This window comes from Pseudomonas parasichuanensis (assembly GCF_021601385.1).
GTDB lineage: Bacteria > Pseudomonadota > Gammaproteobacteria > Pseudomonadales > Pseudomonadaceae > Aquipseudomonas > Aquipseudomonas parasichuanensis.
On the sequence record NZ_BQHO01000028.1, the window covers coordinates 20007 to 44203 of the forward strand.

Here is a 24197-nt window from a genome sequence, read left to right on the forward strand (position 1 = left end):
AGATGGGGGCTTGCCCGACCATTTCAAGGGGCTATTCGAGCGGTTTCTCGGGTTCGATCTTGAAGTGTGCACGGGCGGTGGCGATGGGCGTGTCGCGGTCGGCCTGCCAGGCGGTGATGGCGACATTGGTCACCCGCCGGCCCTGGCGCCATAGCTGGCACTGGGCGAAGGTGTCGCGGTAGTGGCCGGCACGCAGGTAGTCGATGGAAAAATCGATGATTTTCGGGATGCTCGCGCTTTCGCTGTAGATCAGCAGGTACAGCGCCGCGGACAGCTCCATGAAACCGGCGATGACACCGCCATGGATGGCCGGCAGCAGCGGGTTGCCGATGTTGTGCTCGCAGGCCGGCAGGCGGAACAACAGGTCGTCGCCCTGGCGCTCGCATTGGATGCCGATGAGCCCGGCGTAGGGAATCAGCGCCAACAGCGGGCGGTAGTCGCCACGGGCGTGGGCTTCGTTCAACTGCTGGCGGGTGCCTGCGGGGATCATGGGCGTGGCTCCTTGAGGCTGTTGCCGAAGCGGATGCCGCCCTTGATGTCCTGGCCCAGGCGCATGAAGGTGCCGACCACCTGGCAGATCGGCTGCGACGGGTCGTCCTGGTAGGCGCTGCCCCGGGTGAAAATCACATCGCGGGTGACCCGGTAGCACTGGGCATGGCCATAGATGTCCTTGCCGGCTTCGGCCGGGTGCATATAGTCGATGCGCAGGTCCAGGGTCGGGCATACCTCGAAACGCGGCAGCGCGCACAAGGTCGCCATACCGCAGGTGGTGTCCATCAGGGTGGTCAGCGCACCACCATGCACCGCGCCGTTCTGCGGGTTGCCGACAATCGCCGGCGACCAGGGCAACACCAGGGTCATACCCTGGGCATCGGCGTGGTGAACGCGCATCTGCAATAGCTGGCAGTGTTTCAACGCCGAGAGAAAACGCTCGGCCATGGCCATCAATGGCGTTTCGTTCATATACCCTCGCTGCATAAAACCGGAAAAAAGTCTATATAGGCCGGGCAGTTATATATCTTTAACATTCGTGGAACTAATCCGCCCGCGGTGAACTCTTAGGAACAAGCAAAGTTATTCCACCCAGGAGAGACACCCCATGCGTAAACCTTTTGCTTTTGCTCTGATGCTGGCCGCTGCCATGGGCCTGGCTGCTTGCGATAAAGCGAGCGAAGACAAAGCCCAGGACGCACAGCAACACGCCGAGCAAGCCCAGGAGAAGATGGGCGAAGCTCAGGATAAGATGAACGAAGCCGCCAAGGAAAACGCCGAAGCCGCCAAAGATCAGGCCGAAGCGCAACAGAAAGCCGCCGAAGAAGCCGCCCCGGCTACTCCGGCTGCCCCAGCGCCGAGCGAGCCTGCCAAGCAGTAATTGGCCAATACAAAAAAACCCGACAATGTCGGGTTTTTTTGTGCCTGTTGGTTTTAGATGAAACGCTTCAGTGGGTGGTTGCCGAAGTTTCCTTGGCCGCCTCTGCCGTTGCACTTTGAGTGGGCGTGAACACCATCACTTCCAGTACATGAGAGTGGAACTCACGGCGATACAGAATGAACACTACACCGACACTCATGACCATGAACAGCCACGGGCTGATGAACCAGCTCAACATGGCCATGCCGAAGTAGTACGAACGCAGCCCGAGGTTGAACTGGTTGGCCGCCAGGGATAGCACCCGCGCCGCTCGTGACGCGAAGGCGTTGCGCTCCTGTTCGCTTACCTGGCGCTCGCCGATCATCGGTGCCGAACCCACCAGCACCGCAGCGAAGTTGTACTGACGCATACACCAGCTGAAGGTGAAGAAGGCGTATACAAACACGGTCGCCAGGCACAGGAGCTTGATTTCCGACATGCCCTGGGAGGTCTGCTGCACCAACGGCAGGTCAGCCAACAGCGACAACGCCCGGTCCGAGGCGCCAAGCACGGTGAGGATGCCGGCGAGGATGATCAGGGTGCTGGAGGCAAAGAACGAGGCATTGCGCTCCAGGTTGCCGATCACGCTGGCATCGGCGATGCGGTTGTCGCGCAGCAGCATGCGGCGCATCCAGTCTTCGCGGTACAGGTGCAGCACGCTGGCCAGGCATGCTGTGTCACGGCCCTTCCACAGGGCGTAACGGGTGTAACCACCCCAGCAGAGGGCAAACCAGCTGATGGCCAGCAGATTGCCAAGGTTGTTTTGGATGAAGGTCATGCAGATACCCGCACAGAAAAGAGGTAGACCGGCTTTCGACGCCTGGACTCGGTAAAAGGCACTTGTCCGGAGCTTGGTTTTTGCCGGCGATGAGGCCGGAACAGCAGGACGACAATAAAAAACCCCGCACCTTTCGATGCGGGGTCCTCGGTCTGCACCCTTGGTTGGCGCCCTTCGGCTTGTGGCCGGCGCCAGCCCTCAGGCTTCAACGCATCAGGCCAGCACTTCGCGCGGCTTGCCGAGCATGCGGTCACAGGCCACGGCAACACCGAGGGTGATCACCGACGGCACCAGCCAGGCCAGGCCCTGCTCGCTCAGCGGCAGGTGGGCCATGGCGTCCGGCAGCATGTGCGCCAGGCTGCTGCCCTTGATCGCATCGACCATGCCGAACAGCAGCGACACCAGCATCACCGGGGCCAGGATGCGCACCGGCGAATTCCACAGCTCTTTGACGAAGCTCAGGCCCACCACCACGATGCACGGCGGGTAGATCGCGGTGAGCACCGGGATCGAGAACATGATCAGCTTGGTCAGGCCAAGGTTGGAGATCAGCAGCGAGAAGCCCGCCAGGATCACCACCAGGGCGCGGTACGACAGCGGCAGGATCTGGCTGAAGTACTCGGCGCAGGCGCAGGTCAGGCCAACCGCGGTCACCAGGCAGGCCAGGGCGATCAGCACGGCGAGGAAGCCGCTGCCCAGCGAACCGAAGGTGTGCTGTACGTAGGCATGCAGAACGGCGGCACCGTTGGTGGCGTCTGCGGCGATGTCATGGCTGCCCGCGCCCAGGCGGAACAGGCTGACGTACACCAGCGCAAGGCCCACGCCGGCGATCAGGCCGGCGATGATGGCATAGCGGGTGATCAGCTTAGGCGACTCCACGCCGCGCGAACGGATGGCGTTGACGATGACGATGCCAAAGACCAGCGCGCCGAGGGTGTCCATGGTCAGGTAGCCGTTGATGAAACCCTGGGAGAACGGCGCGGCAACGTATTGCGGCTGCGCTTCACCGATGGTGCCTGCCGGCAGCATGAACGCGGCAATGCCGAGGGCGGCCAGGGCGATGATCTTCAGCGGGGCGAGGAAGCGGCCGACAGTATCGAGCAGTTTGCCCGGATACATCGACACGGCCAGCACCACGAGGAAATACACCAGGCTGTAGATGAACAGCGCCAGCGGGCTTTCACCGGTCAGCGGGGCCACGCCCACCTCGAACGAGACGGTCGCGGTGCGCGGGGTGGCGAACAGCGGGCCGACCGAGAGGTAGCACACGGCCGCCAGCAGGCCGCCGAAGAACTTGCCGATCGGGCTGCTCAGGGCGTCCATGCCGCCACCGACCTTGGCCAGGGCGACCACGGTGATGACCGGCAGGCCAACCGCGGTAACGAGGAAGCCCAATGCCGCCATCCACACGTGTGGACCGGACTGCAAGCCAACGATAGGCGGGAAGATGATATTGCCGGCGCCAACAAAAAGCGCAAACGTCATAAAGCCAAGTGCCAGGATATCCTGGCCTTTTAACACTTTCATTTAAGGTAGTACCACACTGCTGAAATCGGGGTTCGTGAGGGAATTTCCCCATGAATGAGGGAAATGTTGCCCGGCTTGATGAGCCAGACCCGTTTAGCGTGTCGTTCCCTTTTGGGGCACGGGCACAGAGTGAACGCGTAGATTAACCGTTTTACCGGTTAAACGCACTGTGACGGTACTGCTTGTCCGATGTGCGTATGTGTTTGTCGTCTGGATGACCGTGTTCGGCGACAATTTATTGCGGATCCGGACGGATGTCTGGTTGAAAATTCTGATAAGGATGATCGATTTTCCATCATCGCCCGTGCCTAGCACTTCGCGGGTAAATCGCAGCGACGAACCGCCGCTCCCACAGGACCTGCTCCGCCCCTGCCGGCGTTAAGGGCCTGTGGGAAGCTCCACAACGACAAAGGCCACCCGAAGGTGGCCTTTGTGCGCGTGGGGGGTACTACGTGTTACTTACTTCTTGGCTTCCCAGCCAGTCAGCTCGGCCAGGGCCTTGCCGATGTCAGCCAGGGAACGCACGGTCTTCACACCAGCGTCCTGCAGGGCGGCGAACTTCTCGTCCGCAGTGCCCTTGCCGCCGGAAATGATGGCGCCAGCGTGGCCCATGCGCTTGCCCGCAGGAGCGGTCACACCAGCGATGTAGGAAACCACTGGCTTGGTCACGTGGGCCTTGATGTAGGCCGCGGCTTCTTCTTCAGCCGAACCGCCGATCTCACCGATCATGACGATCGCTTCGGTCTTCGGGTCTTCCTGGAACAGCTTCAGGATGTCGATGAAGTTGGAGCCTGGGATCGGGTCACCGCCGATGCCGACGCAGGTCGACTGGCCGAAGCCGGCGTCGGTGGTCTGCTTGACGGCTTCGTAGGTCAGGGTGCCGGAACGCGACACGATACCGACCTTGCCTGGCAGGTGGATGTGGCCTGGCATGATGCCGATCTTGCACTCGCCCGGGGTGATGACACCTGGGCAGTTAGGGCCGATCAGGGTAACGCCCAGCTCGTCGCACTTGACCTTGGCGTCCAGCATGTCGAGGGTAGGAATACCCTCGGTGATGCAGACGATCAGCTTGATGCCACCGAAGGCAGCTTCCAGGATCGAGTCTTTGCAGAACGGAGCCGGAACGTAGATCACCGAAGCGTCAGCGCCGGTCGCTTGCACAGCTTCCTTGACGGTGTTGAACACCGGCAGGCCCAGGTGGGTGGTGCCACCCTTGCCTGGGGTGACGCCGCCGACCATCTTGGTGCCGTAGGCGATGGCTTGTTCGGAGTGGAAAGTACCCTGCGAGCCGGTGAAGCCCTGGCAGATGACTTTGGTGTCTTTATTGATCAGGACGCTCATTACTTGCCCTCCGCAGCTTTTACAACTTGTTGAGCAGCGTCGGTCAGGCTGGTTGCCGCAATGATGTTCAAACCGCTTTCTGCCAGTACTTTAGCGCCCAGTTCGGCGTTGTTGCCTTCGAGGCGAACGACGACCGGAACTTTAACGCCGACTTCTTTCACTGCACCGATGATGCCTTCGGCAATCATGTCGCAGCGAACGATGCCGCCGAAGATGTTGACCAGAACGGCCGCGACATTGCTGTCGGACAGAATGATCTTGAACGCTTCGGTAACGCGCTCTTTGGTGGCGCCGCCGCCAACGTCGAGGAAGTTGGCGGGTTTGCCGCCGTGCAGGTTGACGATGTCCATGGTACCCATGGCCAGGCCGGCACCGTTGACCATGCAGCCGATGTTGCCTTCCAGCGCGACGTAGTTCAGCTCGAAGCTGGCTGCGTGGGCTTCACGAGGATCGTCCTGGGACGGGTCGTGGAAGGTTTTCAGCTTAGGCTGACGGTACATGGCGTTTGCGTCGATGTTGATCTTCGCATCCAGGCAGTGCAGGTCGCCGTCGGCCTTGATGACCAGCGGGTTGACTTCCAGCAGGGCCAGGTCGTGCTCTTTGAACAGCTTGGCCAGGCCTACGAAAATCTTGGCGAACTGTGCAACTTGCTTGCCTTCCAGACCCAGCTGGAATGCCAGTTCACGACCCTGGAACGGCTGAGCGCCGACCAGCGGATCGATAGTCGCCTTGATGATCTTCTCAGGAGTGTCGTGAGCGACCTTCTCGATGTCCACGCCACCTTCGGTGGAAGCCATGAACACGATGCGGCGGCTCGAGCGATCGACTACAGCGCCCAGGTACAGCTCTTTGGCGATGTCAGTGCAGGATTCGACCAGGATCTTGGTCACTGGCTGACCATTGGCGTCGGTCTGGTAGGTCACCAGACGCTTGCCCAGCCACTGGGCAGCGAACGCCTTGGCGTCTTCCTTGCTGCGAACCAGCTTGACGCCGCCCGCTTTACCGCGACCACCCGCGTGAACCTGGGCTTTAACAACCCACTCGGAACCGCCGATCTTGTCGCAGGCTTCTGCTGCAGCTTCAGGGGTGTCGACTGCGAAACCCTTGGAAACTGGCAGGCCGTATTCAGCGAACAGCTGCTTACCCTGATACTCGTGAAGATTCATGCTTTTTACCGTCTTCGTTAGGTACTGCGCTTCGGCGCTGCGCCATTACTGGCGCCGCACCACCTGTGACCGTTGACCCCGGGTTTTCCCGTGTGATCCGGTCCGGCGGACGTTCCGCGGTGAGTCTTGCACGCAAGACCCACGACGGGCAGCCCGCCGTGGTTTCTTATAATTAACGCTTCTTACGGTTGGCGACGTGAATGGCACCGCCATTCACGGCCAGCGCTGCTTCATGCAGCGCTTCGGACAGGGTTGGATGGCTGAAGACCATCATGCCCAGATCCTCGGCACTGGTGCCGAATTCCATTGCGATCGCGCCCTGCTGAACCAGCTCGGCAGCGGACGGGCCGATCACGTGTACACCCAGTACGCGGTCGGTCTTGGCATCGGCGATGACCTTGACGAAACCACCGGTGTCGTTGGCTGCCATCGCACGGCCGCTGGCCGCGAACGGGAAGGTGCCCACGTTAACCTCAACGCCCTCGGCTTTCAACGCCTGTTCGGTCTTGCCGACCCACGCGATTTCCGGGTGGGTGTAGATAACCGAAGGGATCAGGTCGTAGTTCATCTGGGCTTTGTGGCCCTTGATGCGCTCGACGACCATGATGCCCTCTTCCGAAGCCTTGTGGGCCAGCATCATGCCGCGCACCACGTCACCGATGGCGAATACGCCCGGTACGCTGGTGGCGCAGTGATCGTCGACGAAGATGTAGCCACGCTCGTCGATGGTCACGCCGCTGTCGGCGGCCAGCAGGTCGGTGGTCACCGGGCGACGGCCAACGGCAACGATCAGCTTGTCGAAGGTGATCTTCTGCTCGCCTTCGGCGTTGGTGTAGGTGACTTCGACTTCGTTGCCGTTGACTTTCGAGCCGGTGACGCGCGCGCCCAGCTTGATGTCCAGGCCTTGCTTGGTCAGGGTCTTCTGGGCTTCTTTCGACACGGCGGTGTCGGCAGCCATCAGGAAGGTGTCCAGGGCTTCGAGTACGGTGACTTCAGCACCCAGGCGAGCCCAGACCGAACCCAGCTCCAGGCCGATCACGCCAGCACCGATAACGCCCAGGCGCTTCGGAACGGTCTGGAATTCCAGGGCGCCGGTGGAGTCGACGATGACGTTCTGGTCGACCGGAGCCGGCGGAATGTCGATCGGGCGCGAGCCGGATGCCAGGATGACGTTCTCGGCTTCGATGACTTCGGTGGTGCCGTCAGCCTTGGTGACTTCGACTTTCTTGCCAGCCAGCAGCTTGCCGTGGCCCTGGATCGAAGTGACGCCGTTGGCCTTGAACAGGGTGGCAACACCGCCGGTCAGGTTCTTGACGATACCGGCCTTGCGGCCAACCATCGCGGCGACGTCCATCTTCACTTCACCCGTGGAGATACCGTGGACGTTGAAGCTCTCCTTGGCTTCCTTGTACTTCCAGGAGCTGTCCAGCAGCGCCTTGGATGGAATGCAACCTACGTTCAGGCAGGTGCCGCCCAGGGCCAGCTTGCCCTCGGCGTCGGTGTACTTCTCGATACAGGCAGTCTTCAGACCGAGTTGGGCAGCCTTGATGGCGGCTACATAGCCGCCAGGACCTGCACCAATCACCACTACGTCGAATTTCTGGGTCATAAAAGATTCCTTTTTAGCTTCAAGCGGCAAGCTGCAAGCTGCAAGACCCGCACGCTTCTACTTGAAGCTTGCGGCTTGCGGCTTGCAGCTGCGCGATTAGATGTCCAGCAGCAGGCGAGACGGATCTTCCAGCAGGTTCTTGATGGTCACCAGGAAGGTTACCGCTTCCTTGCCGTCGATCAGGCGGTGATCGTAGGACAGCGCCAGGTACATCATCGGGCGGATTACCACCTGGCCGTTGATGGCCATCGGACGCTGGATGATGTTGTGCATGCCGAGAATGGCAGCCTGCGGCGGGTTGACGATCGGGGTCGACATCATCGAGCCGAAGGTACCACCGTTGGTGATGGTGAAGGTACCGCCGGTCATCTCTTCGATCGACAGTTTGCCGTCACGGGCTTTCTTGCCGAAAGTGGCGATGCCGTTCTCGATTTCTGCCAGGCTCATCGACTCGGCGTTACGCAGAACCGGAACCACCAGGCCGCGGTCGCTGGAGACGGCAACGCCGACGTCAGCAAAACCGTGGTAGACGATGTCGTTGCCGTCGATCGAGGCGTTGACTGCCGGGAAACGCTTCAGCGCTTCGGTGGCTGCCTTGACGAAGAACGACATGAAGCCCAGGCGTACGCCGTTGTGGGTCTTCTCGAACAGGTCCTTGTACTTCGAACGCAGGGCCATGACTTCGGTCATGTCGACTTCGTTGAAGGTGGTCAGCATGGCCATGTTCGACTGGGCTTCGACCAGGCGCTCGGCGATCTTGGCGCGCAGGCGGGTCATCGGCACGCGCTTCTCGGTGCGGTCGCCAGCGGCAACCACCACAGCGGCGGCAGCGGCAGCAGGCTTGGCAGCCGGAGCGGCGGCAGGCGCCGACTTCTTGTTGGCAACGGCTGCAACCACGTCTTCCTTGGTGACGCGACCGCCTTTGCCGGTGCCGGCAACGGTAGCCAGGTCGATGCCGTTCTCTTCAGCCAGCTTGCGCGCGGCTGGAGCGGCAACCGGGTCGTCTTCACCAGCGTCGGCGGCAGCGGCGGCCGGGGCAGCGGCCGGGGCAGCGGCGGCGGCAGGCGCAGCGGCAGCAGCGCCGCCTTCAACGATCGAACCCAGCACTTCGTCGGACAGGACGGTGTCGCCCTCGCCCTTGACGATGGCGCCCAGCACGCCGTCGGCGGTGGCCAGCACTTCCAGGACGACCTTGTCGGTCTCGATGTCGACGATCAGCTCGTCACGCTTGACGGCGTCGCCCGGCTGCTTGTGCCAGGTGGCAACGGTGCCATCGGCAACCGATTCCGGGAAGGTTGGGGCTTTGATCTCGATAGCCATTATCTGTGTTTCCTTAAATTCGGTTTCAGGTGCGCGAAGGCGTTAGACAGTGAAGGCGTCTTGCAGCAGTTTTTCCTGCTGTTCGGCGTGCTTCGAAGCGTAACCACAGGCTGGCGCGGCAGAAGCGTCGCGGCCGGCGTATTCCAGGACCAGTGCCTTGTTGTGGCGGCCCAGGATACGGCGCATGTGGTGCTGGCTGCTGTACCAGGCGCCCTGGTTCATCGGCTCTTCCTGACACCACACTGCATGCTTGAGGTTGGTGTAAGGCGCGAGGATTTCGATCAGGTCGTCCTCAGGGAACGGATACAGCTGCTCGATACGCACGATGGCGATGTCTTCGCGGCCTTCGGCACGGCGTTTTTCCAGCAGGTCGTAGTAAACCTTGCCGCTGCACAGGATCAGGCGTTCGACCTTGGCCGGATCGAGGGTGTCGATTTCCGGGATCACGGTCTGGAACGAGCCTTCTGCCAGGTCTTCCAGGGTCGAGATGGCCAGCTTGTGGCGCAGCAGCGACTTCGGCGTCAGGACGATCAGCGGCTTGCGCAGCGGACGGATGACCTGGCGACGCAGCAGGTGGTAGATCTGTGCCGGGGTGGTCGGTACGCAGACCTGGATGTTGTGCTCGGCGCACAGCTGCAGGTAACGCTCCAGACGCGCGGAGGAGTGCTCCGGGCCCTGCCCTTCATAACCGTGTGGCAGCAGCATGGTCAGACCGCACAGGCGGCCCCACTTGTGCTCGCCGCTGGTGATGAACTGGTCGATCACCACTTGCGCACCGTTGGCGAAGTCGCCGAACTGGGCTTCCCAGATCACCAGCGCGTTCGGCGTGGTGGTGGAGTAGCCGTATTCGAAAGCCAGTACCGCTTCTTCCGAGAGGAAGGAGTCGTACAGTTCGAACTTCGGCTGGCCCGGGAACAGGTTCTGCAGCGGTACGTAGGTGCTGGCGTCCTTCTGGTTGTGCAGCACCGCGTGACGGTGCGAGAAGGTGCCACGGCCGATGTCCTGGCCGGTCATGCGGATCGGGTGACCTTCGAACTGCAGGGTGGCGTAGGCCATGGTCTCTGCGTAACCCCAGTTGATCGGCAAGCCACCGGCCTGCATCTTCTGACGGTCTTCGTAGATCTTCGACACCTGACGCTGGACGACGAAGCCTTCCGGCAGCTCGAGCAGCTTGGCCGACAGGTCCTGCAGGGTCTTGAGGTCGAAACGGGTGTCGTGACGCGCGGTCCACGCATGGCCCAGGTACGGGCGCCAGTCGACGAACAGCTCGCGGTTCGGCTCCTTGACCAGGCTCTTGACCACGTGCAGGCCGTTGTCCAGCGCGTTGCGGTATTCGTCGATCTTGGCCTGAGCACGCTCGGCGTCGATACGGCCGGCGCTGATCAGCTGATCGGCATACAGCTCGCGGGTGGTGCGCTGCTTGGTGATCTGCTGGTACATCAAAGGCTGGGTGCCGTTCGGCTCGTCAGCCTCGTTGTGGCCGCGACGACGGTAGCAGACCAGGTCGATGACCACGTCACGCTTGAACTGCATGCGGTAATCGATGGCCAGTTGCGTGACGAACAGCACGGCTTCCGGATCATCACCGTTCACGTGCAGGATCGGCGCCTGGATCATCTTGGCGACGTCGGTGCAGTACTCGGTGGAACGCGAGTCCAGCGGGTTGCTGATCGTGAAACCAACCTGGTTGTTGATCACGATGTGCACGGTACCGCCGGTCTTGAAACCGCGGGTCTGCGACATCTGGAAGGTTTCCAGCACCACGCCTTGGCCGGCGAATGCGGCGTCACCGTGGATCGAGATCGGCAGTACCTTGTCACCGACCGTGTCGTTGCGACGGTCCTGACGGGCACGCACCGAACCCTCCACCACTGGCGAGACGATTTCCAGGTGGGAAGGGTTGAACGCCATGGCCAGGTGAACTTCGCCACCCGGGGTCATCACGTTGGAGGAGAAGCCCTGGTGATACTTCACGTCACCGGAGCCCAGCTCGTTCATCTTCTTGCCTTCGAACTCGTCGAACAGCTCGCGCGGGTTCTTGCCGAAGGTGTTGACGAGCACGTTCAGGCGGCCACGGTGGGCCATGCCGATCACGACTTCCTTGGTGCCGTACGAGCCGGAACGCTGGATCATCTCGTCGAGCATCGGGATCAGGCTTTCGCCGCCTTCCAGGCCGAAGCGCTTGGTGCCTGGGTACTTGGTGCCCAGGTACTTCTCCAGGCCCTCACCGGCCGTGACGCGCTCGAGCAGGTGTGCCTGCACGTCGGCGGAGAATTCAGGACGGCCACGTACGCTTTCCAGACGCTGCTGGAACCAGCTGCGCTGCTCGGAATCGACGATGTGGGTGAACTCGGCGCCAATGGTGCGACAATATGTCTTCTGCAGCGCTTCGAAGATTTCGCGTAGGCTCGCTTCCTCTTTGCCGAAGAACAGGTCACCGGCACGGAAGGTCGTATCAAGATCGGCATTGGTCAAGCCGTAGTGATTGATCGACAGGTCTACGGGCGCAGGACGCTGCCACAACCCCAACGGGTCGAGCTTGGCAGCCTGATGGCCGCGCATACGATAGGCCTGGATCAGTCGCAGTACTTCAACCTGCTTCTTCTCGTGTTCTGAGCTCACGCTCCCGGCGGAAACCGGTTGGGCGCGGCGCTGGTTCTTTGCCAGCAATACGAAATGATCGCGGATCGTCGAGTGCGATACATCGGTAGCGGTGCTGCCGTCGGCGGGCAACTTCTGGAAGTAAGTGCGCCACTCTTCTGGCACAGCGTTAGGGTCGTGCAGGTAGAGCTCATAAAGCTCTTCCACATATGCAGCGTTACCACCTGAAAGGTGGGCGCTATCCCACATGCGCTGCATCACGCTTTCTTGCATGCTTGGTCACCCTCGGTTAGGGGACTGATCGGCGAGAGCCGCAGCAACCTGGAAAAGTCCGAACACAGCGACTGGACCACGCCACTTGGATCTTGCTGATTTTCCGGGTACCAGCCCGGAAAGCCCCTGCTGGTCTCATATCTTCATAGGTAATGGGCGTGGGCTTTGTGGGCCCTTGCCCGAGTTTTACCTCAGTGCGGGCTCACCACCCGCACCTCGGCTTACTGCTGGTACAACGCTTTGAATCAGGTGCCGCTTTGCAGCAGCATGTTACGTACGTGGCCGATTGCCTTGGTTGGGTTCAGACCCTTGGGGCAAACGTTCACGCAGTTCATGATCCCGCGGCAGCGGAATACGCTGAACGGGTCATCCAGGGACGCCAGGCGCTCCTGAGTCTTGGTGTCGCGGCTGTCGGCCAGGAAACGATAGGCCTGCAGCAGTGCGGCGGGGCCCAGGAACTTGTCCGGGTTCCACCAGAACGATGGGCAGGAGGTCGAGCAGCAGGCGCACAGGATGCACTCGTACAGACCGTCCAGCTTGTCACGCTCTTCCGGCGTCTGCAGACGCTCGATGGCCGGAGCCGGGGTATCGTTCTGCAGGAATGGCTTCACCTTCTCGTACTGCTTGTAGAAGATGCTCATATCGACCACCAGGTCACGAATGACCGGCAGGCCAGGCAGCGGACGCAGTACCAGCTTGTTGCCCTTGACCACGCCCGACAGCGGGGTGATGCAGGCCAGGCCGTTCTTGCCGTTCATGTTCATGCCATCGGAACCGCACACGCCTTCACGGCAGGAGCGACGGTACGAGAAGCCCTCGTCCTTTTCCTTGATCAGTGCCAGCACGTCCAGAACCATCAGGTCCTTGCCGCCGGTATCGACGTCGAACGACTCCATCTTGGGCGCCGAGTCGGTGTCGGGGTTGTAGCGGTAAACTTCGACTTTCAACATAGCAGCCACCCTTAGTAAGTCCGGATTTTTGGCTCGAAGGCCGGAACGGTCTTCGGCGCAAAGTTGACGCCACGCTTGGCAACGCGCTTCTCACCCGGGTAGTACAGGGTGTGGCACAGCCAGTTCTCGTCGTCACGGTCTTCGAAGTCTTCACGGGCGTGCGCGCCGCGGGACTCTTTACGGGCTTCGGCCGCAATGGCGGTAGCTTCGGCAACTTCCAGCAGGTTCTGCAGCTCCAGCGCTTCGATACGCGCGGTGTTGAAGGCCTGGGACTTGTCGTTGATCTTGACGTTGGCGATACGGTCACGCAGACCGGCCAGCTGCTCGATACCCTTCTGCATGTATTCGCCAGTACGGAATACACCGAAGTAGTTCTGCATGCAGCTCTGCAGCTCGCGCTTGAGGCTGGCAACGTCTTCGCCAGTGGTGCGCTCGTTGAGCTTGCTCAGGCGGTTCAGGGCAACATCGACGTCGGTATCGCTGGCATCGCGGTATTCGACGCCATCGCTCAGGGCTTTTTCCAGGTGCAGGCCGGCGGCACGGCCGAACACCACCAGGTCGAGCAGCGAGTTGCCGCCCAGACGGTTGGCACCGTGAACCGATACGCACGCCACTTCACCTACGGCGAACAGGCCTGGAATGATGTGGTCGTTGCCTTCGGCGTCCATGGTGATGGCCTGGCCATGGATGTTGGTGGCAACGCCGCCCATCATGTAGTGGCAGGTCGGGATGACCGGGACCGGCGCGACCACAGGGTCGACGTGGGCGAAGGTCTTGGACAGTTCGCAGATACCTGGCAGGCGGCTGTGCAGCACTTCCTCGCCCAGGTGGTCCAGCTTCAGCAGTACGTGGTCCTTGTTCGGGCCCACGCCGTTGCCGGCGATGATCTCTTTGACCATGGAACGGGCAACCACGTCGCGGCCAGCCAGGTCCTTCGCGTTCGGCGCGTAACGCTCCATGAAGCGCTCGCCGTGGGCGTTGATCAGGTAGCCACCTTCACCACGGCAGCCTTCGGTAACCAGTACACCGGCGCCGGCGATGCCGGTCGGGTGGAACTGCCACATTTCGATGTCTTGCACCGGCACGCCGGCACGCAGGGCCATGCCGACACCGTCACCGGTGTTGATCAGGGCGTTGGTGGTGGAGGCGTAGATACGACCGGCACCGCCAGTAGCCAGTACGGTGGCCTTGGACTTGATGTACATGGTTTCGCCGGTTTCGATGCAGATCGCGATCACACCGACGAACGCGCCGTCCTGGTTCTTGACCAGGTCAACGGCGTAGTACTCATTAAGGAAGGTGGTGCCTGCCTTCAGGTTGCCCTGGTACAGGGTGTGCAGCAGCGCGTGACCGGTACGGTCGGAGGCTGCGCAGGTACGGGCGGCCTGACCACCCTTGCCGAAGTCCTTGGACTGGCCACCGAACGGACGCTGGTAGATACGGCCGGTTTCGGTACGCGAGAACGGCAGGCCCATGTGGTCCAGCTCGAAGACCGCAGCCGGGCCTTCCTGACACATGTATTCGATCGCGTCCTGGTCACCGATGTAGTCGGAGCCCTTGACGGTGTCGTACATGTGCCAGCGCCAGTCGTCGTTCGGGTCGGCCGAAGCGATGGCGCAGGTGATGCCGCCCTGGGCGGAAACGGTGTGCGAACGGGTCGGGAACACCTTGGTGACTACGGCAGTCTTGTGGCCGCCTTGAGCCAGTTGCAGCGCTGCGCGCATGCCTGCGCCGCCGCCACCGATGATGATGGCGTCGAACGAAATGGTTGGAATGTTAGCCATGAATCAGATACCCCAGAGAATCTGCACACCCCAGACGAAGTACGCGAACATCGCAACGCCGCATACAGCCTGGAACAGGAAACGGATCGCAGTCGCCGACTTGCCGAACGCCATCGGCGTCAGGTAGTCGGTGGCAATGGTCCACATGCCGACCCAGGCGTGAGCGCCCAGAGCGACGAGTGCCAGCAGACTGAAGATGCGCATCGCGTTGCTGGTGAACAGACCGTGCCACTGGGCATAGTCGATCCCTGGGTGAACGGCGAGGTAGCCGATCAGGAAGATGAAATAAGCCGCGAGAACGACCGCCGAGACGCGTTGCGCCATCCAGTCGTAGAGGCCCGAACGCGAGAGGTTCGTGACGTTAGTTACCATACCCAAACTCCTGCCAGAACGATCAGCACCACGGAGATGACGATCACGATTTTCGAGCCCAGCTTGCCGCCTTCCAGCGTCTCACCGACACCCATGTCCATGATCAGGTGGCGCACACCTGCGACGAGGTGGTACAGCAGGCCGGACAGCAGGCCCCAGGTCACCAGTTTGGCCAGCGGACTGGTCAGACACGCCTTCACCTCGGCAAAGCCTTCCTCGGAACCCAGCGAATTGCCCAATGCGTAAAGCATGATGGCAATGCCGAGGAACAGGATGACGCCGGAAATACGGTGAAGAATGGACGTGTATGCGGTGATCGGGAGTTTGATGGTCCTTAGGTCTAGGTTTACAGGTCGTTGGCTTTTCACGGCTTTTTTCACACTGAAGAGCCCCTAGCGAACAGGGCAAAGTTGTTGGTAAGTGTACTGGTCAGGTACCCACCACCCAGGAGAGCACGACACCCAGCAGGGCAGGCTAGAAAGCCTCTGGGAGTCGGCTGCCGAGTATAGACAGTTAGGCTGCTTATGACAACGCAAGGGACTCGCCCGAATAGCGCATTGCCTTTAGTGAACAAAAGGCGTAAACGGGCGAGAATTTCGTGAAAAATCAGGCCTCAGAGGGCGTTTCAACCAGCCTTTAGGCAAATTGACATTCGAATTTATCCCTCTATAGTGGTGCGGGCCCTGCGTGGGGGGTCTGTCTGATGATTTCAAGCATTAATAGGAGGCCACATGGCTGACAAAAAAGCGCAGTTGGTCATCGAGGGCAATGCCCCCGTCGAGCTGCCCATTTTAACCGGCACCGTTGGTCCTGATGTTATCGACGTCCGCGGGTTGGGGGCATCCGGCCACTTCACCTTCGACCCCGGCTTCATGGCGACCGCTTCGTGCGAGTCGAAGATCACCTACATTGATGGTGACAAGGGCGTGCTGCTGCACCGCGGCTACCCGATCGAGCAACTGGCCGAGCAGTCGGACTACCTCGAAACCTGCTACCTGCTGCTCAACGGCGAACTGCCGAATGCCGAGCAGAAGGCCCAGTTCGTCAGCACCGTCAAGAACCACACCATGGTTCACGAACAGCTGAAGTCGTTCTTCAACGGCTTCCGTCGCGACGCCCACCCGATGGCGGTGATGTGCGGCGTGGTCGGCGCCCTGTCGGCGTTCTATCACGACTCGCTGGACATCAATAACCCGCAACACCGCGAAATCTCCGCGGTGCGCCTGGTCGCCAAGATGCCGACCCTGGCCGCGATGGTTTACAAGTACTCCATGGGCCAGCCCATGATGTACCCGCGCAACGACCTGTCGTACGCGGAAAACTTCCTGCACATGATGTTCAACACGCCGTGCGAGATCAAACCGATCAGCCCGACGCTGGCCAAGGCCATGGACCGGATCTTCATCCTCCATGCCGACCACGAGCAGAACGCCTCCACTTCCACCGTGCGCCTGGCGGGCTCCTCGGGTGCCAACCCGTTCGCCTGTATCGCCGCCGGTATCGCCGCACTGTGGGGCCCGGCCCACGGCGGTGCGAACGAAGCCGTACTGACCATGCTCGATGAAATTGGCGATGTCTCGAACATCGACAAGTACATCGCCAAGGCCAAGGACAAGAACGATCCGTTCAAGCTCATGGGCTTCGGCCACCGCGTGTACAAGAACCGCGACCCACGCGCCACCGTGATGAAGAAGACCTGCGACGAAGTCCTCAGCGAACTCGGCATCAAGAACGACCCGCAACTCGAACTGGCCATGCGCCTGGAAGAGATCGCACTGACCGATCCGTACTTCGTCGAGCGCTCGCTGTACCCGAACGTGGACTTCTACTCGGGCATCATCCTCAAGGCCATCGGCATCCCGACCAGCATGTTCACCGTGATCTTCGCCCTGGCACGTACCGTGGGCTGGATCTCGCACTGGAAGGAAATGCTCTCCAGCCCGTACAAGATCGGCCGCCCGCGCCAGCTGTACACCGGCTACGAGAAGCGCGACATCGTCGAGCTGAAGGACCGCAAGTAAGCTTTCTCAGCCGAACGCAAAAAGGCCGCCCCACGGGGCGGCCTTTTTTTGTTCAAGCGGCACGAATGACCGCTGACAGCTCAGGGTTTTTCGGCCTTTTCGCGCAGGCCCTTGAGGGTATTGAACGGTGCATCCACCACGAACTTGTTGGCCAGCCACGACGGCACGCTGCCTCCTGGCTCGGTATGCACCTGATAGGTCACTTCGGTGCTGTCACCCTTGGGCACCAGCTTCCAGAAACCCTGCACCTGGGACACACGGACAAAGCCCTTTTCTTCCGGCAGGTAGGTTGGCTCTTCCTTGAGGTTGCGGGTAAGGCTGCCATCCGCTGCCTGCACCGTGGTGACATGCAGGATCGAGTCACGCGCGGTCACCGGCCAAGGCGTATTGAACTGGGTATAGGTCCAGCTCTGGTCGCCCTCGCTCTTGAGCAGTTTCTGGGTCTTGCACTCATGAATCCAGGCACAGGCCCCTGCCACGTCCTCCTGCAACGCCCTGACCTTGGCCAGCGGCGCCTTGATCAGGGTTACGCCTCGGTAGGCCTTGTACTGGGAGCCCGACACTTCACTGAGCGACACCTTGATGCCGTCCTCGTCCTTGGCCACCTGCCAGTTTTCAGCCCAGGCAGCTGGCGCCAGCAGCACCGACATGCCACACACCACAGCAATACGCTTGAACGATCTCATCATCTTGTTCCTTGTTGTAGAAGATCCGAACAGTCACGCCGCCGTCATTTGCTCCAGCCAACCAATGATACGAATGGCTTCGTCACGATCACTGCCGCAGACATCCACTTCCGCCTTGAAACCACCGCACACTTTGGGCCGCTCGGGCTTGCCGAACAAGGCGCAGAGGTTGTCGATGGACAGGTGCAGGCAGCGCTCGCCGGCCGGCTTGCCCTGCGGCATGCCCGGGATGGCTGAACTGATGGACGGGGCGATGCAGCAGGCACCACAGCCCTCACGGCATTTCATGAAAACAGGACTCCCAGGAGCAAGACGGGACGAACGTCCCCGGATACTAACCGCTCAAACATACGTTTGAAATTACCGACCAGATGAAATCGCAAATGACCCGGCAGTCAGTTGCGGAATTCGAACTCGATGGCCGCGCCCTCTACATCGCGACGGCTGTCGTTGCGCAGTTGCAGCTGCATTTCATTGCTGATCAACCGGCCGTTGAGCTGGAACGGGCTGTCATTGGTGACCGGCTTTTCGCTGAACATGGACGGCAGCAATGGCTTGCGGATCGACGGTGCATTCCCCACATCCGGCTTGAGGTGCTTGACCATGTCGGTCGGCAGGCTGAGATCGAGCTTTGCGGCAGGCACGGGCTGACTGGCCACCTTGTTCACGCCCTTGCTGCGAGTGACGGGCTTCTGCTTGGGCTTGGGCTTGACCGCTGCTTTGGCGGGTGCCTTGGCCGCAGGTTTCGCCACCACCTTACTCACTGGCTTGGCAGCCTTGCCCTGCTGCGCCTGCTCCTTGGTCGGCGGTTGCGCGGCATGCACTACGCCTCCCGAGTACCAGGGTAGCGATAAAACCAAAATCAGGGCCAGAGGACGAAGCGCGTTCATGAATACCGGGAGCAGGCAGGGAAAACGCGTATGCTCCCTGTTCCCCGCCCTTCTGACAAGTCTAGACAAGCGCGCCAGCCGACTCCCGGCACAGCTGCTGGGCCAGCAAGCCCAGGGTGATTACCGCCCGTTCGGCTTCCTTGTTCCACGGAATGCCGCAATTGAGCCGGATACAGTGGTTAAATTGCTCGGTATTGCTGAAGATCAGGCCCGGCGCAATGCTGATGCCCTGCTCCAGCGCACGCACGTGCAACTCTTGGGTGTTGACCCGCCCCGGCAGGCTGACCCAGAGGATGAAACCGCCCGTCGGCCGGGTCATCTGGGTACCTTCGGGGAAATGCTGCTGCACCGCCAACTGGTAGGCGCTCAGGTTCTTGCGATATTCCTGGCGGATAAAGCGCAGGTGGCGATCGTAGCCGCCGTTTTCCAGGTAAGCCGCCACCCCCATCTGCGTCACGCTGCAGGCCGAGTGCGTGGTGAACGTCTGCAGGCGCTGGATTTCGTCCTGATAGCGGCCGGCGATCATCCAGCCAACCCGCACCCCCGGCGACAGCGTCTTGGAGAAGCTCGAACAGTAGATCACCCGATCAAGGCGGTCGAAAGCCTTGAGTGCCTTGGTGCGCCCCTGCTCGAACATCAGTTCGCCATAGATGTCATCTTCGACGATCTGGATATCGAAGTCCGAGGCCAGGCGCAGCAGTTGCTTCTGCCGCTCTTCGGGAATAGTGCCTCCCAACGGGTTGCTCAAGCGCGCGGTCAGCACCAACGCCTTGATCGCCCACTGGTTGGCCGCCAACTGCAACGCCTCGAGACTGATGCCGGTGGAGGGGTCGCTGGGAATCTCGATCACCTTCAAACCCAGCAGGTCGGCCAGCTGCAGCAAACCGTAGTAGGTGGGCGACTCGGCAGCGATCAGGTCACCCGGACGCGTCAACACCCGCAACGACATCTGCAGCGCATCGACACAACCATGGGTAACCACCACTTCGCGCGGGTCGACCAACACGCCAGCATCGCGCATACGAATGGCAATCTGCCGGCGCAGCGGCTCGAAGCCTGGGCTGAACATGTAACTGAACGCGCGCGGACTGTGGAAACGGGTCACCTTGGCGATCTGCTGGTGCAGGGCGCGCACCGGCAGGTAATCGACATGAGGCACCGCCGCACCGAAGGGGAATACGCCGTCGCGCCGTGCTTCGGTCAAAACCTGCTGGATGATACTGGCGCGAGTAACCAACCCAGGGCGCTCGACCCGGGCGATATCCGGCGTCTGCGCGGTGAGGGCCGGCGTCTGGTGCACGTAGTAGCCTGACTGCGGCCGTGCACGTATGAGCCCCTGGTCCTCGAGATTGGCGTAGGCCTGCAGCACGGTGGCATGGCTGACGTTGAGCTGGGCGCTCATCTTGCGCACCGAGGGCACCCGCTCGCCAGGTTGATAGACACCACGGCGGATGTCATCGGCCAGTTGCTGGGCGATGCGCTGGTACAACAGCAGGTTGGTCATGGCGTGTTCTCGAAGCGCGGACGGGATCGTTGTTCTTGTGCGACTCACAGCTGAGCCAGAATACCGTAACAGTTGCAAAGTGTACTGGGACAGATCGCAGGATAGTCAACAATACAGTTGCGTAACAGCTACACGATGAACAACGACGCCCGTACTGCGACCTCGCAAAAGAACACAGGGCCGCATCGCGACCCTGTGGGAGTTGGCTCAGCGCGCCGGGGCGAGCTTGCCCTTGTCATCGGAGAAGACGATCTCGACCCGGCGATTCTGCGCCCTGCCCCGCTCCGAGGCATTGGCCTCAACCGGGTACTGGTCGCCATAACCCTCGACTTCGATGCGCTTCTCGTCGATACCCAGGTCAACCAGCATGTCGGCCACCGACTGAGCGCGATCGCGCGACAACTTGAGATTGTCATCGGGCATGCCAGTGCTGTCGGTGTAGCCCTCGATGCGTACCACCCGGCGCGGGTTGAGCTGGAGGAACTGCACCAGCTTGAGCACCGTGCGGCTGGCCGAACTCTTGAGCTCCGCCTGGCCTGTGTCGAACAGCACATCGCCCAGGGTCATCACCAGACCCCGATCGGTCTGCTCAGAGGCCAATGCGGCAATCTGCGCCTCGACGAACTTGCCTTGCTGCTGAACGCTGGCCAGCTTGGCCTCACGCAAGGCCAACTGCAGCCGCTGGCGCTCGAGGTCGAGCTTGGTCAGGCGCTCCTGATTCAGCGCCAGCTTGGCGTGCTCGGCAGCAATTTCGCTGTAACGCTGGCTCAGATAGGCGTAATGACGCACATCGCTGCCGGTACCTATATAGCCGGCCAGGCGCTCCGCTCGGCCCAGCGACTCACCGGCGCGGATCACATCACGCGGCGCACTGCGCAGCACATCGGAATCGTCCTTGACCTTCTGGAAGGCTACGGTGGCATCATCCAGTGCCGACTCGCTGCGCTGACTGGCACAGCCCTGCAACCCGACCAGTGCCAGCAGGGCCAGTGCAGCCATTGGCTTGAGGCGACTCATGGCTGCACCTCCAGTTGCTTGCGCAGGCGCTTGACCCGTGTTTGCAACAGCTGCAGCTGCTCTTCGCTCTTTTGCGTCAGCACCAAGGCCTCGGCCAGGCGTGCATCAAGTTCAGCCTGCTCGGCACGCATGCGTGCATCGCGGTAGCTTTCGCTGGCCATGTTGGCCTTGGCGCGGGCGAGCTTGTCTTCGGCCAGCTTGAACGATGGCACCTGCTCAGTGGCGCCGACCGCTTTGGCCTGCTGCAGCGCCTGCTCGGAGAGGCGCAGTTGTTCATGGGGTGCCGGATCACTGGCACACCCGACCAGGCCAAACACGGCCAAGGCAAGAATCAGGGGTTGGCTTCTCACACACTCTTCCTACTGTTTAGGGGCGTCCATCGGCGCCTGCATCTGCGCTTTCCAGCGCTCGACATTGCGCTGCAACACCGCCTCGCTCGCCCCGGAGATCGGCAATTCTGTCAGTTTTTTCGCCAGTTGTCCGCGCAACCAGCTGTCGTTGCACGCCGAGTTGTGCGACACCGCCAAGTACAAGCCTGGCCGGTCCACCGGCAGGCCGCGGGCGATCAGGTCGTTGCCCACGCCTAGGCTCTGGGCCATGGCCATGCCGGCGTAGCGCCCGGCAAGTACATAGTCGACCTGGCCGAGCACCAGCTTCTGGAATGCTTGCGTGAGGTTCTGTGCCGGCACAAGCTTGAGCTGGGCCTTGGTAAAGGCTTCAAAAGCCGGGGTCAGACGCGCCTTCTCCGACACCCCGCCCTGGTAGCGGGCGAGGTCTGCCGGGCCGTTGAACTCCAGCACCGCGTCGTGCCGGGCCCACACCAGGTATTCATTGAGCTGCAAAGGGGGATGAATGTAATCCAGCGCAGTAAGCTGAGTAACCTGCATGGGGGTGTCGAGCAGCAGATCCATGCGCCCGCTGCGCACCTCCTCAAGCGCCTGTTCGCGCTTGCCGGCGTACAGCACTTCGACCTTTAGCCCCAACTCCCCTGCTACCTGGCGCAACAGGTCCACATTGGCACCGATCAGGTGCTTGGGATCTTTCGGATCTTGCCAGGAGTAAGGCGGCGCATCCGGGCTGCCAGTGACCACCAGGCGTTCGCACTTGCCGGCTGCCAGCAGCGGTGCCGACAGCAGCGTCAGCACACCCGCCAATATCCCTTTGCTCGCGCGAAACGCCATGCCACCTCTCCCACAACCTTGAAATCAAAAAAAGCCCGACCCCATGAGGGGCCGGGCTTCTTTATAGGTGAAGCAGACGGATCAGACCAGCTTTTCCAGCTCCGGAACCGCTTCGAACAGGTCGGCGACCAGGCCGTAGTCGGCCACCTGGAAGATCGGCGCCTCCTCGTCCTTGTTGATCGCAACGATCACTTTCGAGTCTTTCATGCCGGCCAGGTGCTGGATCGCGCCGGAGATACCGACGGCGATGTACAGCTGTGGCGCGACGATCTTGCCGGTCTGGCCGACCTGCATGTCGTTGGGCACGAAGCCTGCGTCGACCGCGGCGCGCGAGGCACCGACGGCGGCGCCGAGCTTGTCGGCCAGGCTGTACAGGTGCTTGAAGTTGTCACCGTTGCCCATGCCGCGGCCACCGGAAACGACGATCTTGGCAGCGGTCAGCTCTGGGCGGTCGGACTTGGCCAACTCTTCGCCGACGAAGGCCGATTTGCCGGCATCGTGGGCGGCGGCGATCGCTTCGACAGCAGCCGAGCCACCTTCGGCGGCCACGGCGTCGAAACCCGTGGTACGCACGGTAATGACCTTGACCGCAGCGCTCGATTGCACGGTGGCAATGGCGTTACCGGCGTAGATCGGGCGCTTGAAGGTGTCGGCGGATTCGACCGAGATGATCTCGGAGATCTGGTCGACATCCAGCAGTGCGGCGACGCGCGGCAGGATGTTCTTGCCATTGGTGGTGGCCGGGGCCAGCACGTGGCTGTAACCCTTGGCCAGCTCGACGATCAGCGGCGCGACGTTTTCCGGCAGGGCATGGGCGTAGGCGGCGTTATCAGCAACCAGCACCTTGGCAACACCGGCGATCTTGGCGGCGGATTCGGCCACGCCACCGACGTTTGCGCCTGCGACCAGCACGTGGACATCACCACCGATCTTGGCGGCGGCAGCAACAGTGTTCAGGGTGGCCGGGGCTACGGCACCGTTTTCGTGTTCAGCGACAACCAGGATAGTCATTTAGATTACCTTCGCTTCGTTCTTCAGCTTCTCGACCAGTTCGGCCACCGACTTGACCTTGATGCCAGCGCTGCGGGCAGCAGGCGCTTCGACTTTCAGGGTTTTGTTGGTGGAGGCGATGGACACGCCCAGCGCGTCTGGAGTAACGGTCTCCAGCGGCTTCTTCTTGGCCTTCATGATGTTCGGCAGCGACGCGTAGCGCGGCTCGTTCAGGCGCAGGTCGGTGGTGACGATCGCGGGCAGGTTCAGCGCAACGGTCTGCAGGCCGCCATCGATTTCACGGGTGACGTTGACCTTGTCGCCGGCCAGCTCCACCTTGGAGGCGAAGGTGCCTTGGGCGTAGCCGGTCAGCGCAGCCAGCATCTGGCCAGTCTGGTTGTTGTCGCTGTCGATCGCCTGCTTGCCGAGGATGACCAGCTGCGGCTGCTCTTTATCGACAACGGCCTTGAGCGCCTTGGCCACCGCCAGGGAGTTCAGCTCATCGGCAGCTTCGACCAGGATAGCGCGGTCGGCACCCAGGGCCAGGGCAGTACGCAGTTGCTCCTGGGCAGTAGTCGGGCCGACGGAAACGACGACGATCTCGCTCGCCACGCCCTTCTCTTTCAGGCGGACGGCTTCTTCCACGGCGATTTCGCAGAAGGGGTTCATGGACATCTTGACGTTTGCAAGGTCGACGCCGGAGTTGTCCGCCTTGACGCGAACCTTGACGTTGTAGTCGACCACTCGTTTGACAGCTACAAGAACCTTCATGG

General features: G+C 61.4%; 24 protein-coding genes. 2 read left to right on the forward strand and 22 right to left on the reverse strand.

Features of this window, described 5'->3' with window-relative positions; translation table 11 throughout:
* Positions 1-31 precede the first annotated feature (31 nt).
* Both L6D77_RS20175 and L6D77_RS20180 read right to left on the reverse strand, forming a co-directional pair.
* A complete protein-coding gene (locus tag L6D77_RS20175) occupies positions 32-490 on the reverse strand; it encodes a PaaI family thioesterase (RefSeq protein WP_232883890.1) in 459 nt (152 codons plus the stop codon).
* The gene (locus L6D77_RS20180) at positions 487-963 is read right to left on the reverse strand and encodes a PaaI family thioesterase (protein ID WP_232883889.1); all 477 of its coding nucleotides are present in this window, start codon (positions 961-963) and stop codon (positions 487-489) included. The genes L6D77_RS20175 and L6D77_RS20180 overlap by 4 nt, the downstream gene beginning before the upstream one ends.
* 136 nt (positions 964-1099) lie before the next feature.
* Between L6D77_RS20180 and L6D77_RS20185 the strand changes: the two genes are divergently transcribed.
* A complete protein-coding gene (locus L6D77_RS20185; protein ID WP_125464887.1) occupies positions 1100-1372 on the forward strand; it encodes a hypothetical protein in 273 nt (90 codons plus the stop codon).
* A 67-nt stretch (positions 1373-1439) separates the two neighbouring features.
* Here L6D77_RS20185 and L6D77_RS20190 read toward each other — a convergent pair whose 3' ends face one another.
* From L6D77_RS20190 to sdhC, 11 genes are all read right to left on the reverse strand, one after another.
* Positions 1440-2189: a DUF599 domain-containing protein gene (locus L6D77_RS20190; RefSeq protein ID WP_232883888.1), complete on the reverse strand. Its 750-nt coding sequence runs from the start codon at positions 2187-2189 to the stop codon at positions 1440-1442.
* 213 nt (positions 2190-2402) lie between these two features.
* Positions 2403-3716: a branched-chain amino acid transport system II carrier protein gene (gene brnQ, locus L6D77_RS20195; protein WP_232883887.1), complete on the reverse strand. Its 1314-nt coding sequence runs from the start codon at positions 3714-3716 to the stop codon at positions 2403-2405.
* 459 nt (positions 3717-4175) lie between these two features.
* On the reverse strand, positions 4176-5060 hold the full coding sequence (gene sucD, locus L6D77_RS20200; RefSeq protein ID WP_110993989.1) for a succinate--CoA ligase subunit alpha: 885 nt from the start codon (positions 5058-5060) through the stop codon (positions 4176-4178).
* Complete coding sequence (sucC, locus tag L6D77_RS20205; RefSeq protein WP_186520231.1) at positions 5060-6226, reverse strand: ADP-forming succinate--CoA ligase subunit beta; 1167 nt, start codon at positions 6224-6226, stop codon at positions 5060-5062. The genes sucD and sucC overlap by 1 nt, the downstream gene beginning before the upstream one ends.
* A 172-nt stretch (positions 6227-6398) precedes the next feature.
* On the reverse strand, positions 6399-7835 hold the full coding sequence (lpdA, locus tag L6D77_RS20210) for a dihydrolipoyl dehydrogenase (RefSeq protein WP_012273351.1): 1437 nt from the start codon (positions 7833-7835) through the stop codon (positions 6399-6401).
* 96 nt (positions 7836-7931) lie between these two features.
* Positions 7932-9155, reverse strand: coding sequence for a 2-oxoglutarate dehydrogenase complex dihydrolipoyllysine-residue succinyltransferase (gene odhB, locus L6D77_RS20215; protein ID WP_232883886.1), 1224 nt, complete (start codon positions 9153-9155; stop codon positions 7932-7934).
* A 42-nt stretch (positions 9156-9197) separates the two neighbouring features.
* Positions 9198-12029 carry a 2-oxoglutarate dehydrogenase E1 component gene (locus L6D77_RS20220; RefSeq protein WP_110993991.1) on the reverse strand — a complete coding sequence of 944 codons (2832 nt, stop codon included), beginning with the start codon at positions 12027-12029 and terminating at the stop codon, positions 9198-9200.
* A gap of 245 nt (positions 12030-12274) precedes the next feature.
* Positions 12275-12979: a succinate dehydrogenase iron-sulfur subunit gene (locus L6D77_RS20225; RefSeq protein WP_232883885.1), complete on the reverse strand. Its 705-nt coding sequence runs from the start codon at positions 12977-12979 to the stop codon at positions 12275-12277.
* 11 nt (positions 12980-12990) lie between these two features.
* Entirely contained in the window at positions 12991-14763 is a 1773-nt protein-coding gene (gene sdhA, locus L6D77_RS20230; protein WP_232883884.1) for a succinate dehydrogenase flavoprotein subunit, read from the reverse strand.
* A 3-nt stretch (positions 14764-14766) separates the two neighbouring features.
* The gene (sdhD, locus tag L6D77_RS20235; protein ID WP_232883883.1) at positions 14767-15135 is read right to left on the reverse strand and encodes a succinate dehydrogenase, hydrophobic membrane anchor protein; all 369 of its coding nucleotides are present in this window, start codon (positions 15133-15135) and stop codon (positions 14767-14769) included.
* Positions 15129-15515, reverse strand: a complete 387-nt coding sequence (gene sdhC, locus L6D77_RS20240) for a succinate dehydrogenase, cytochrome b556 subunit (RefSeq protein ID WP_110993994.1) — start codon at positions 15513-15515, stop codon at positions 15129-15131. The genes sdhD and sdhC overlap by 7 nt, the downstream gene beginning before the upstream one ends.
* A 351-nt stretch (positions 15516-15866) precedes the next feature.
* On the opposite strand from sdhC, the gene gltA reads away from it, so the two are divergent.
* Entirely contained in the window at positions 15867-17156 is a 1290-nt protein-coding gene (gltA, locus tag L6D77_RS20245; protein ID WP_110993995.1) for a citrate synthase, read from the forward strand.
* Positions 17157-17236: 80 nt separating this feature from the next.
* Here the strand turns inward: gltA and L6D77_RS20250 are convergent, their stop codons facing one another.
* From L6D77_RS20250 to L6D77_RS20290, 9 genes are all read right to left on the reverse strand, one after another.
* Entirely contained in the window at positions 17237-17842 is a 606-nt protein-coding gene (locus tag L6D77_RS20250) for an START domain-containing protein (RefSeq protein ID WP_232883882.1), read from the reverse strand.
* A 33-nt stretch (positions 17843-17875) separates the two neighbouring features.
* Positions 17876-18130, reverse strand: coding sequence for a YkgJ family cysteine cluster protein (locus tag L6D77_RS20255; protein ID WP_110993997.1), 255 nt, complete (start codon positions 18128-18130; stop codon positions 17876-17878).
* 107 nt (positions 18131-18237) lie between these two features.
* Entirely contained in the window at positions 18238-18732 is a 495-nt protein-coding gene (locus tag L6D77_RS20260; protein ID WP_232883959.1) for a hypothetical protein, read from the reverse strand.
* 61 nt (positions 18733-18793) lie between these two features.
* Complete coding sequence (locus tag L6D77_RS20265) at positions 18794-20236, reverse strand: aminotransferase-like domain-containing protein (RefSeq protein WP_232883881.1); 1443 nt, start codon at positions 20234-20236, stop codon at positions 18794-18796.
* A gap of 207 nt (positions 20237-20443) precedes the next feature.
* A complete protein-coding gene (locus L6D77_RS20270; protein ID WP_232883880.1) occupies positions 20444-21253 on the reverse strand; it encodes an OmpA family protein in 810 nt (269 codons plus the stop codon).
* Entirely contained in the window at positions 21250-21603 is a 354-nt protein-coding gene (locus L6D77_RS20275) for a DUF4398 domain-containing protein (protein WP_232883879.1), read from the reverse strand. The genes L6D77_RS20270 and L6D77_RS20275 overlap by 4 nt, the downstream gene beginning before the upstream one ends.
* Before the next feature lie 9 nt (positions 21604-21612).
* Positions 21613-22434: a substrate-binding periplasmic protein gene (locus tag L6D77_RS20280; protein ID WP_232883878.1), complete on the reverse strand. Its 822-nt coding sequence runs from the start codon at positions 22432-22434 to the stop codon at positions 21613-21615.
* Between the two features lie 81 nt (positions 22435-22515).
* Positions 22516-23445, reverse strand: a complete 930-nt coding sequence (locus L6D77_RS20285; protein WP_232883877.1) for an electron transfer flavoprotein subunit alpha/FixB family protein — start codon at positions 23443-23445, stop codon at positions 22516-22518.
* Positions 23446-24195, reverse strand: coding sequence for an electron transfer flavoprotein subunit beta/FixA family protein (locus L6D77_RS20290; protein WP_232883876.1), 750 nt, complete (start codon positions 24193-24195; stop codon positions 23446-23448).
* Between the last annotated feature and the right edge of the window lie 2 nt (positions 24196-24197).

Bases quoted from the DNA above. Each gene is read 5' to 3' on its own strand.
- L6D77_RS20175 (WP_232883890.1), bottom strand. From the start codon at position 490: ATGATCCCCGCAGGCACCCGCCAGCAGTTGAACGAAGCCCACGCCCGT.
- L6D77_RS20180 (WP_232883889.1), bottom strand. From the start codon at position 963: ATGAACGAAACGCCATTGATGGCCATGGCCGAGCGTTTTCTCTCGGCG.
- L6D77_RS20185 (WP_125464887.1), top strand. From the start codon at position 1,100: ATGCGTAAACCTTTTGCTTTTGCTCTGATGCTGGCCGCTGCCATGGGC.
- L6D77_RS20190 (WP_232883888.1), bottom strand. From the start codon at position 2,189: ATGACCTTCATCCAAAACAACCTTGGCAATCTGCTGGCCATCAGCTGG.
- brnQ (WP_232883887.1), bottom strand. From the start codon at position 3,716: ATGAAAGTGTTAAAAGGCCAGGATATCCTGGCACTTGGCTTTATGACG.
- sucD (WP_110993989.1), bottom strand. From the start codon at position 5,060: ATGAGCGTCCTGATCAATAAAGACACCAAAGTCATCTGCCAGGGCTTC.
- sucC (WP_186520231.1), bottom strand. From the start codon at position 6,226: ATGAATCTTCACGAGTATCAGGGTAAGCAGCTGTTCGCTGAATACGGC.
- lpdA (WP_012273351.1), bottom strand. From the start codon at position 7,835: ATGACCCAGAAATTCGACGTAGTGGTGATTGGTGCAGGTCCTGGCGGC.
- odhB (WP_232883886.1), bottom strand. From the start codon at position 9,155: ATGGCTATCGAGATCAAAGCCCCAACCTTCCCGGAATCGGTTGCCGAT.
- L6D77_RS20220 (WP_110993991.1), bottom strand. From the start codon at position 12,029: ATGCAAGAAAGCGTGATGCAGCGCATGTGGGATAGCGCCCACCTTTCA.
- L6D77_RS20225 (WP_232883885.1), bottom strand. From the start codon at position 12,979: ATGTTGAAAGTCGAAGTTTACCGCTACAACCCCGACACCGACTCGGCG.
- sdhA (WP_232883884.1), bottom strand. From the start codon at position 14,763: ATGGCTAACATTCCAACCATTTCGTTCGACGCCATCATCATCGGTGGC.
- sdhD (WP_232883883.1), bottom strand. From the start codon at position 15,135: ATGGTAACTAACGTCACGAACCTCTCGCGTTCGGGCCTCTACGACTGG.
- gltA (WP_110993995.1), top strand. From the start codon at position 15,867: ATGGCTGACAAAAAAGCGCAGTTGGTCATCGAGGGCAATGCCCCCGTC.
- L6D77_RS20250 (WP_232883882.1), bottom strand. From the start codon at position 17,842: ATGAGATCGTTCAAGCGTATTGCTGTGGTGTGTGGCATGTCGGTGCTG.
- L6D77_RS20255 (WP_110993997.1), bottom strand. From the start codon at position 18,130: ATGAAATGCCGTGAGGGCTGTGGTGCCTGCTGCATCGCCCCGTCCATC.
- L6D77_RS20260 (WP_232883959.1), bottom strand. From the start codon at position 18,732: ATGAACGCGCTTCGTCCTCTGGCCCTGATTTTGGTTTTATCGCTACCC.
- L6D77_RS20265 (WP_232883881.1), bottom strand. From the start codon at position 20,236: ATGACCAACCTGCTGTTGTACCAGCGCATCGCCCAGCAACTGGCCGAT.
- L6D77_RS20270 (WP_232883880.1), bottom strand. From the start codon at position 21,253: ATGAGTCGCCTCAAGCCAATGGCTGCACTGGCCCTGCTGGCACTGGTC.
- L6D77_RS20280 (WP_232883878.1), bottom strand. From the start codon at position 22,434: ATGGCGTTTCGCGCGAGCAAAGGGATATTGGCGGGTGTGCTGACGCTG.
- L6D77_RS20285 (WP_232883877.1), bottom strand. From the start codon at position 23,445: ATGACTATCCTGGTTGTCGCTGAACACGAAAACGGTGCCGTAGCCCCG.
- L6D77_RS20290 (WP_232883876.1), bottom strand. From the start codon at position 24,195: ATGAAGGTTCTTGTAGCTGTCAAACGAGTGGTCGACTACAACGTCAAG.